This window comes from Nocardioides sp. (assembly GCF_016462705.1).
GTDB lineage: Bacteria > Actinomycetota > Actinomycetes > Propionibacteriales > Nocardioidaceae > Nocardioides.
Window position 1 is genome coordinate 1 of record NZ_JAEMSS010000182.1, and the last position, 8,322, is coordinate 8,322.

The following is an 8,322-nucleotide window of genomic DNA, read 5'->3' on the forward strand; positions in this document are numbered from 1 at the left end:
GGATCGGCGACGTGGTCGTCAAGGAGGACCGCCCGGAGATCCGGGGCATGGTCCACACCGTCCGTCACCTCGTGACGGTCGAGGAAGTGAACTAGTCACATGACACTCAAGCTGCACCACCTCCGCCCCGCCCCGGGCGCCAAGACCGCCAAGACCCGCGTGGGTCGCGGTGAGGCCTCCAAGGGCAAGACCGCGGGCCGTGGCACCAAGGGCACCAAGGCCCGCTACCAGGTCCCGGCGGCGTTCGAGGGTGGCCAGATGCCCATCCACATGCGCCTGCCCAAGCTCAAGGGCTTCAAGAACCCCTTCAAGGTCGAGTTCCAGGTCGTCAACCTCGACCGGATCAGCGACCTGTTCCCCGAGGGTGGCGACGTGACCGTCGACGACCTCGTCGCCAAGGGCGCCGTCCGCAAGAACGAGCCCGTCAAGGTGCTCGGCCAGGGCGAGATCTCGGTCAAGGTCAACGTCTCGGCGCAGGCCTTCTCCAGCAGCGCCAAGGAGAAGATCGAGGCCGCGGGCGGAACTACCACGCTCGTCTGAGGCGTTCCTGAGGCAGGACAACCTGGCAGCACACGCGTGTTGTTAGGCTGACCCGGGCCCCATCGGGCCTGGGAGTCAAACGGTTGAAGGGGTAGGGCAATCTCGTGCTGAAGGCGTTCGTGAACGCGTTCCGGACCCCGGACCTGCGGCGCAAGCTGCTGTTCGTCCTGCTGATCGTCGTGATCTTCCGGGCCGGCTCCCAGATCCCGGCGCCCGGGGTCAACGTCGCCAACGTGCAGTCGTGCCTCAACGACCAGGAAAGCGGCATCTACAACCTGATCAACCTGTTCAGCGGCGGGGCGCTCCTGCAGCTGACGATCTTCGCGCTCGGGATCATGCCGTACATCACGGCGAGCATCATCCTGCAGCTGCTGGTCGTGGTGATCCCCCGGCTCGAGGCCCTCAAGAAGGAGGGCCAGGCCGGGCAGACCAAGATCACCCAGTACACCCGCTACCTGACGCTGGGACTCGCGCTGCTCCAGGCGACCGGCATCGTGGCCCTGGCCCGCTCGGGCAACCTGCTCCAGAACTGCAACCAGGACCTGCTGCACAGCAACGGCACCCAGACCTTCCTGGTCATGGTCATCACGATGACCGCCGGCACCGCGGTCATCATGTGGCTCGGCGAGCTCATCACCGAGCGCGGCGTCGGCAACGGCATGTCGATCCTGATCTTCTGCCAGGTCGTCGCCACCTTCCCGAGCGCCATGTGGCAGGTCGGGCAGCAGCAGGGCTGGTGGACCTTCGGCGTCGTGCTCGCCATCGGCATGGTCATCGTGGCGGCCGTCATCTTCATCGAGCAGGCTCAGCGCCGGATCCCGGTCCAGTACGCGCGCCGGATGGTCGGCCGCAAGATGTTCGGCGGCTCCTCGACCTACATCCCGCTCAAGGTCAACCAGGCCGGCATCATCCCGGTCATCTTCGCGTCCTCGCTGCTCTACCTCCCGGCCATGGCCGTGCAGTTCAACCAGAACAGCGACTCGGAGTGGATCTCGTTCGTCAGCAAGTACTTCGTCACGGGTGACCACCCGCTCTACATGGCCCTCTACTTCGGGCTCATCGTCTTCTTCACCTACTTCTACGTCTCGATCACCTTCAACCCCAACGAGGTGGCCGACAACATGAAGAAGTACGGCGGCTTCATCCCCGGGATCCGGGCGGGCAAGCCGACCGAGGACTACCTGTCCTACGTCCTGTCCCGCATCACTGCGCCAGGAGCTCTCTACCTCGGTCTGATCGCCCTGATCCCGCTGATCGCCCTCGTGCTGATCGACGCGAACCAGAACTTCCCCTTCGGCGGCACCTCGATCCTCATCATGGTCGGCGTGGCCCTCGACACCGTGAAGCAGATCGAGAGCCAGCTCCAGCAGCGCAACTACGAAGGGTTCCTGCGCTAGTGAGAGCAACTCGATGCGACTCCTGATCATGGGTCCGCCCGGTGCGGGCAAGGGGACCCAGGCCAAGTACGTCGCCGAGCACTTCAAGATCCCCGCGATCTCCACCGGCGACATCTTCCGGGCGAACGTCGGCCAGGGCACCCCTCTGGGCATCGAGGCCAAGCGCTACATGGACGCGGGCGAGTACGTCCCCGACGAGGTCACCAACCTGATGGTGCGCGACCGGATCGACGAGCCGGACGCGGTCGCGGGCTTCCTGCTCGACGGCTACCCGCGCACGCTGGCCCAGGTCGAGGAGCTCGACGGGATGGTCGCGTTCACCGGCCACAGCCTGGACGCGGTGATCGTCCTCACCGCCGACCGCGACGAGATCGTGGAGCGCCTGCTGCGCCGGGCCCAGACCGAGGGGCGTGCCGACGACACCGAGGACGTCATCCGCCGGCGCCAGGAGGTCTACGCCGAGGAGACCGAGCCGTTGATCGCGATCTACCGGGAACGCGGGCTCACCCACGAGGTCGACGGCATGGGCGAGGTCGACCAGGTGACCCAGCGCATCTTCGACTCCCTCAACGGCGTCATCGAGAGCTGAGACCGCGAGCCCGGCCGTCGCGGGCGCATGGGAGACTTCCCCTGAAGAGGGGAGTATTCCTTCGCTGCGGGCTCGTCAGCACGAACGCTTGCGTTCCGGACCCGTGGGTCGCCGTGCGTTCCGGGCACCGGTGACGGAAGAGACCTCTGACGGTCCCCCGTCCCCTCATACCAACAGGAGCCCCACCAGTGGATGTCTCACCCCTCGTCTGGACCATCACGATCGTGCTCACGACGGGCCTGCTGCTCGTCGACGTGTTCGTGGTCGGGCGGCGTCCGCACGAACCGACCACGCGTGAGGTCTCGCGGCACCTGGCGTTCTTCATCGGGCTGGCCGTCGTCTTCGGGATCGGCGTGTGGGTGTTCTCCGGGGCGCAGTACGGCGGGGAGTTCTTCGCCGGCTGGCTGACCGAGTACTCGCTGTCGATCGACAACCTCTTCATCTTCATCATCATCATGACGAAGCTGAAGGTGCCGCGTCAGTACCAGCAGACGGCACTGCTGATCGGCATCGTCATCGCCCTGGTCATGCGCGGGATCTTCATCGCCGTCGGTGCGGCCGCGATCAACAACTTCAGCTGGGTGTTCTACCTCTTCGGGCTGTTCCTCGTGTGGACCGCCTGGAAGCTCGCCAAGGACGACGACATGGACGGCGAGCACTACGACCAGCCCCGGATCGTCACCTACGCGCAGACCCACCTGCCGGTCACGGACCAGTGGAACGGCGTCAAGCTGTCGATCAAGGAGAACGGCAAGCGGCTCTGGACGCCGATGTTCATCGTCGTCCTCTCGCTCGGCATGACCGACCTGCTGTTCGCGCTGGACTCGATCCCCGCGATCTACGGCCTGACCCGGGAGCCCTACCTGGTCTTCACCGCCAACATCTTCGCGCTGATGGGTCTGCGGCAGCTGTACTTCCTCATCGGCGACCTGCTGCAGCGGCTGGTCTACCTGTCCTACGGGCTGGCCGTGCTGCTCGCGTTCATCGGGGTCAAGCTGATCCTGCACGCGATGCACGAGAACGAGCTGTCGTTCATCAACGGCGGCAACCACATCGAGTGGGCTCCGGAGATCCCGATCTGGGTCTCGTTGCTGGCGATCGTCGGGATCCTGGGCGTCACCACGGTGCTGAGCCTGGCCAAGGACCGACGGGACCGCCTTCGGGCCGCGGCCGACACCACGCCCTAGCCTGGTCCGATGAGGATCGGTCCCGGGGCTCTGCTGGCTGTGGTGACGGCGATGATCGCGCTGGTCGTCGGCGGGCCACCCGGGGCCGGGGCCGCTGCGGACACCCGAACGGCTGCTGGCGAGCGGTCCGTGCCCCAGCGCGTCGTGGGCACCGGCAGCCCTGCCTCGTGCACGTCCCGGGCGGTCGTCCGCGCGGTGCAGGCGGGCGGCACGATCACCTTCGACTGCGGGCCGGACCCGGTCACCATCGTGATGAGGAGGACCGCGAAGGTGGTCAACACCAACCCGGTGACGGTGATCGACGGGGGTGGGCTGGTCACCCTGAGCGGCGAGGGCGAGCGCCGGATCCTGTACCAGAACACCTGCGACCCGAAGCAGGTGTGGACGACCGACCACTGCCAGGACCAGAAGGACCCGTTGCTGGTGCTGCGTGGCCTGCGGTTCGAGCGGGGCGACGCGACGGGGGAGACCGCCGAGGGCGGCGGTGGCGGCGCGGTGTTCGTCCGCGGCGGACGGCTCAAGGTCGTGGACTCGGAGTTCGACCGCAACCGGTGCGACCGCACCGGGCCCGATCTCGGAGGCGCGGCGATCCGGGTGCTCAGCCACTGGTCCCCCAAGCCGGTGCGGGTCGTGCGCAGCGCCTTCACCCGCGGACGCTGCTCCAACGGCGCCGCGCTGAGCAGCATCGGGGTGTCCTGGCGGATCAAGGACAGCGTCTTCCGCGGCAACCGGGCGATCGGCCGCGGCGCCAACCCGGCCCGACCCGGCACCCCCGGTGGCGGGAGCGGGGGCGCCATCTACCTGGACGGCAACACCTTCACGCTTCGGCTGGACCGGACCCTGATGGAGGGCAACCGGGCCCGCGAGGGCGGTGGGGCCATCTTCTTCGTCTCCAACGACCGCACCGGGTCGATGACGCTGTCGGGCTCCACGCTGCGCGACAACCCCAGCCTCGGGTTCGAGACCCTCCCCGGCATCTTCTTCCTCGGGGCGAAGGCGTCGTTCGTCGACGGCACGACGGTGGAGTAGGGCGTCGACCGCACCCGTCGAGGAATGCCAGGCGCCACCGCCGTGGTTGTGTCCAGGTGACCTCCTCGCCAGCGCTGTCCGTCCTCGACCTGGTGCCCGTGCGCACCGACCAGACGAGCGCGGACGCCGTCGCGGCGACGCTGACGCTGGCCCGGACCGCCGACGAGCTCGGCTACCACCGCTACTGGCTCGCCGAGCACCACAACATGCCGGGCATCGCGTCGACCAACCCGCCGGTCATCATCGCGATGCTCGCCGCGGCCACGTCGCGGATCCGCGTCGGCTCGGGCGGCGTGATGCTGCCCAACCACGCCCCGCTCGTGGTGGCCGAGCAGTTCGCGCTGCTCGAGGCGGCCTACCCGGGCCGGATCGACCTCGGCATCGGCCGCGCACCGGGGACCGACCCGGTCACCTCCTACGCACTGCGGCACGGCGCGGGTGGGGTCACCGACGAGGCCGTCAGCCGCTTCCCCGAGTACGTCGACAACATCCTGACGATGATGGAGCCGTCCGGGGCCGCGCTCAGCGTGGCCGGCCGCCGGCACACCCTCCGGGCCACGCCCGTCGCGACGTCCGTGCCGAGCATCTGGCTCCTCGGCTCGTCCGACTACTCGGCCCGGCTGGCCGCCGAGAAGGGGATGCCGTACGTCTTCGCCCACCACTTCTCCGGCAGCGGCACCGCCGAGGCGCTGGAGCTCTACCGGTCGACGTTCCGGCCGTCGCCGGAGCTGGCGGAGCCGCGCACCTTCCTCACCGTCAACGCCGTCGTCGCCGAGAGCTCCGAGGAGGCCGAACGCCGGGCGCTCCCCAACCTGCTGATGATGGTCGCCCTGCGCACCGGCCAGCCGCTCGGGCCCCAGCTGCTCGTGGAGGAGGCCGAGAAGGTCGAGCTCCCGGAGCCGCACCGGGCGCTGGTCGCGGCGATGCGGGACCGCTGGGTGATCGGCTCGGCCGAGCAGGCCCGGTCCCAGGTCGCCGAGCTCGCGGCGGCGTACGCCGTCGACGAGGTCATGGTGCACCCCGTCGCCGCCGCGCACGTCGGCACCGACCCGGCCGGCAGCCCGGCCCGGGAGGAGACCCTGCGCCTCCTGGCCGAGCCGGGCAGGTCCTGAGCGCGGTCAGCGGACCGCCCGCACCGCCTCGCGCGCCTGCCGGATCGAGACGGCGAGCGGAGCGCTGGTCCCCGCGACCGCCCCGGAGAGCAGCCGGATGGTGAGCGTGGGTGGGCCGGCCGCCGTGACGGGCTCGGTGTCCGAAGTGCTCATCACACACCCGAAGGCGATGTTGCTGGCGGTCGGGAGGGTCACGATCCGGGTGGAGTCGGTGATGTAGGCGGGGGAGTCGACGCTCATGTTGAGGCCCACGTGAACCCCCGACACGTTCCCCGACCCGGTCAGCACGCTGGCCTCGGAGGCCAGGCATCCGACGAACCAGTCGCTGTTGTCGGTGTCCACCGCCAGGTTGAGGTTCATCAGGTAGGTCCCGGCGGGGAGCTGGAACTGACGGAAGCTGGGCCCTTCGGGCAGCGCCGCCCCGGTGGCGACGAGCGCGTGGGCGGTCACCCCCGGCTCGAGCTGCCCCGCGGTGCTGCCGCCGAGGAGCTCCGCGTTCAGGTTCTTGACCAGGTCCTTGGTGTTCACCGCGAGGGCGGGGCCCTTCTTGGCCTTGAGCTTGAGGGCCGGACCCTTGCCGGTGTTCTTGAGCGTGGTGCTCTTCTCGGCCTTGTTGGTCTTGCCGAGGAGGAGGGTGTCGGCCTTGTCGGCGGCGTGGGCGACGACGTTGACGCCGCCCACGATGACGGCGGCCGCCCCGATGACGGCGAGCGCGCCACGGACCCGCCGGGCCGGTGCTGAGGACGAGGTGGTCATGATGATGAGGCTCCCTGGCTCGGGGCCGATCACAGCGTCGGCCGAGAGCACCCATCAAAGCCCGGCGGTCCCCGCCAGGGACATCCCCCAGAATGACTAAACGGCGGCGACCTCGATTCGTATTTCGGGCCGGTCCTGCCTAAACTGGTCAGTCGGCCCAACATGGGCCTGTCTTGCGCTGCCTCACGGCTGCCCGGACGCGGACGTCTCGACTTCTCCAGGGTCGTGACGCGAGCGCTCGGCGAGGTGTGCGAGCAGGCGTCGTGAGGTCCACGCCCCGAAGGGGCGGCGGTTCCCGGGCCAACGGTAGACAACCAAGCAAGCAACGGATTGTGGAGGACATGCCGAAGAAAGAAGGCGTGATCGAGATCGAGGGCACCGTCGTGGAGGCCCTTCCCAATGCCATGTTCCGCGTGGAGCTTGCCAACGGGCACAAGGTGCTCGCCCACATCAGCGGCAAGATGCGCCAGCACTACATCCGGATCCTCCCCGAGGACCGTGTGGTGGTGGAGCTCTCGCCGTACGACCTCACCCGTGGTCGCATCGTCTACCGCTACAAGTAATTCGCCCCAGCCGAAAGCGAGTCCTTCGACATGAAGGTCAACCCGAGCGTCAAGCCCATCTGTGACAAGTGCAAGGTGATCCGTCGCCACGGCCGCGTCATGGTGATCTGCGAGAACCCGCGTCACAAGCAGCGCCAGGGCTGATCGGCCCCAGCGCTCAGCACCACATCAGAACCACCGCTGGACCACAACTGAACAACCTCACATCGTGATCGCTAGCCAGGGCGACCTGGCGAACCCACCTCCGGAGCAGCAGGCCGGAGCCCCCTGCGGGGGGACGCATCACGACCGACACCGCTGCGAACCACGCAAGGACTCTGTCCTTCAAGGAAGGGCCAACATGGCACGCCTCGTTGGTGTGGATCTCCCGCGCGACAAGCGCATCGAGATCGCACTCACCTACATCTACGGCATCGGCCGTACCCGCGCTCAGCAGCTGCTCGCCGCGACCGGGGTCAACCCCAACGCCCGCGTGCACGAGCTGGGCGACGACGAGCTGGTCAAGCTCCGCGACGAGATCGAGACCAACTTCAAGATCGAGGGTGACCTCCGTCGCGAGGTCCAGGCCGACATCCGTCGCAAGATCGAGATCGGCTCCTACCAGGGCCGCCGTCACCGCCAGGGCCTGCCGGTCCGCGGTCAGCGCACCAAGACCAACGCTCGCACCCGCAAGGGCCCGAAGCGCACCGTTGCCGGCAAGAAGAAGGCGAAGTGATCTAGAGATGCCTCCCAAGACTCGCGCGACCGCCAAGAAGGTCCGTCGCAAGGAGAAGAAGAACGTCGCTCAGGGCGAGGCCCACATCAAGAGCACGTTCAACAACACGATCGTGACGATCACCGACCCCACGGGTGCGGTCATCGCCTGGGCGTCCGCCGGCACCGTCGGCTTCAAGGGCTCCCGCAAGTCCACCCCGTTCGCCGCTCAGATGGCGGCCGAGGCCGCCGGTCGCCGGGCCATGGACCACGGCATGAAGAAGATCGACGTCTTCGTCAAGGGCCCCGGCTCGGGCCGTGAGACCGCGATCCGCTCCCTGGGTGCGATCGGCCTCGAGGTCGGCACCATCCAGGACGTCACGCCCACCCCCCACAACGGTTGCCGCCCGCCCAAGCGCCGGCGCGTCTGACCCGAGACAGAAGGAGAGACTGACA

At 68.2% G+C, this 8,322-nt stretch carries 12 protein-coding genes; 11 read left to right on the top strand and 1 reads right to left on the bottom strand.

Annotated elements, in window-relative coordinates; all coding sequences use genetic code 11:
- From JHD21_RS18300 to JHD21_RS18330, 7 genes are all read left to right on the top strand, one after another.
- Nucleotides 1–95: uL30 family ribosomal protein (locus tag JHD21_RS18300; RefSeq protein WP_292678150.1), on the top strand; the 95-nt coding region annotated here is incomplete at its 5' end.
- A gap of 4 nt (nucleotides 96–99) precedes the next feature.
- Nucleotides 100–540, top strand: coding sequence for a 50S ribosomal protein L15 (rplO, locus tag JHD21_RS18305; protein WP_292678084.1), 441 nt, complete (start codon nucleotides 100–102; stop codon nucleotides 538–540).
- A 104-nt stretch (nucleotides 541–644) separates the two neighbouring features.
- Nucleotides 645–1,937, top strand: a complete 1,293-nt coding sequence (secY, locus tag JHD21_RS18310; RefSeq protein ID WP_292678086.1) for a preprotein translocase subunit SecY — start codon at nucleotides 645–647, stop codon at nucleotides 1,935–1,937.
- Nucleotides 1,938–1,950: 13 nt separating this feature from the next.
- Nucleotides 1,951–2,526, top strand: a complete 576-nt coding sequence (locus JHD21_RS18315; protein WP_292678088.1) for an adenylate kinase — start codon at nucleotides 1,951–1,953, stop codon at nucleotides 2,524–2,526.
- A 188-nt stretch (nucleotides 2,527–2,714) separates the two neighbouring features.
- A complete protein-coding gene (locus tag JHD21_RS18320) occupies nucleotides 2,715–3,713 on the top strand; it encodes a TerC family protein (RefSeq protein ID WP_292678090.1) in 999 nt (332 codons plus the stop codon).
- A 9-nt stretch (nucleotides 3,714–3,722) separates the two neighbouring features.
- A complete protein-coding gene (locus tag JHD21_RS18325) occupies nucleotides 3,723–4,742 on the top strand; it encodes a hypothetical protein (protein ID WP_292678092.1) in 1,020 nt (339 codons plus the stop codon).
- Between the two features lie 56 nt (nucleotides 4,743–4,798).
- Nucleotides 4,799–5,854: an LLM class flavin-dependent oxidoreductase gene (locus JHD21_RS18330; protein WP_292678094.1), complete on the top strand. Its 1,056-nt coding sequence runs from the start codon at nucleotides 4,799–4,801 to the stop codon at nucleotides 5,852–5,854.
- Nucleotides 5,855–5,860: 6 nt separating this feature from the next.
- On the opposite strand, the gene JHD21_RS18335 is transcribed toward JHD21_RS18330, so the two are convergent.
- Nucleotides 5,861–6,610 carry a hypothetical protein gene (locus tag JHD21_RS18335; protein ID WP_292678096.1) on the bottom strand — a complete coding sequence of 250 codons (750 nt, stop codon included), beginning with the start codon at nucleotides 6,608–6,610 and terminating at the stop codon, nucleotides 5,861–5,863.
- Between the two features lie 341 nt (nucleotides 6,611–6,951).
- Between JHD21_RS18335 and infA the strand changes: the two genes are divergently transcribed.
- The 4 genes from infA to rpsK all read left to right on the top strand — a co-directional run bounded on the left by infA (nucleotide 6,952) and on the right by rpsK (nucleotide 8,297).
- On the top strand, nucleotides 6,952–7,173 hold the full coding sequence (gene infA / locus JHD21_RS18340; protein ID WP_056599768.1) for a translation initiation factor IF-1: 222 nt from the start codon (nucleotides 6,952–6,954) through the stop codon (nucleotides 7,171–7,173).
- A 30-nt stretch (nucleotides 7,174–7,203) separates the two neighbouring features.
- Nucleotides 7,204–7,317 carry a 50S ribosomal protein L36 gene (gene rpmJ, locus JHD21_RS18345; protein WP_004008316.1) on the top strand — a complete coding sequence of 38 codons (114 nt, stop codon included), beginning with the start codon at nucleotides 7,204–7,206 and terminating at the stop codon, nucleotides 7,315–7,317.
- Nucleotides 7,318–7,513: 196 nt separating this feature from the next.
- Nucleotides 7,514–7,888 carry a 30S ribosomal protein S13 gene (gene rpsM / locus JHD21_RS18350; protein ID WP_292678146.1) on the top strand — a complete coding sequence of 125 codons (375 nt, stop codon included), beginning with the start codon at nucleotides 7,514–7,516 and terminating at the stop codon, nucleotides 7,886–7,888.
- A 7-nt stretch (nucleotides 7,889–7,895) separates the two neighbouring features.
- On the top strand, nucleotides 7,896–8,297 hold the full coding sequence (gene rpsK / locus JHD21_RS18355) for a 30S ribosomal protein S11 (protein WP_292678148.1): 402 nt from the start codon (nucleotides 7,896–7,898) through the stop codon (nucleotides 8,295–8,297).
- Nucleotides 8,298–8,322: the final 25 nt, after the last annotated feature.

What these genes read in the sequence shown, in the direction of transcription:
- rplO (WP_292678084.1), top strand. Translation starts at nt 100, where the DNA reads ATGACACTCAAGCTGCACCACCTCCGCCCCGCCCCGGGCGCCAAGACC.
- JHD21_RS18315 (WP_292678088.1), top strand. Translation starts at nt 1,951, where the DNA reads ATGCGACTCCTGATCATGGGTCCGCCCGGTGCGGGCAAGGGGACCCAG.
- JHD21_RS18325 (WP_292678092.1), top strand. Translation starts at nt 3,723, where the DNA reads ATGAGGATCGGTCCCGGGGCTCTGCTGGCTGTGGTGACGGCGATGATC.
- JHD21_RS18335 (WP_292678096.1), bottom strand. Translation starts at nt 6,610, where the DNA reads ATGACCACCTCGTCCTCAGCACCGGCCCGGCGGGTCCGTGGCGCGCTC.
- infA (WP_056599768.1), top strand. Translation starts at nt 6,952, where the DNA reads ATGCCGAAGAAAGAAGGCGTGATCGAGATCGAGGGCACCGTCGTGGAG.
- rpmJ (WP_004008316.1), top strand. Translation starts at nt 7,204, where the DNA reads ATGAAGGTCAACCCGAGCGTCAAGCCCATCTGTGACAAGTGCAAGGTG.
- rpsM (WP_292678146.1), top strand. Translation starts at nt 7,514, where the DNA reads ATGGCACGCCTCGTTGGTGTGGATCTCCCGCGCGACAAGCGCATCGAG.
- rpsK (WP_292678148.1), top strand. Translation starts at nt 7,896, where the DNA reads ATGCCTCCCAAGACTCGCGCGACCGCCAAGAAGGTCCGTCGCAAGGAG.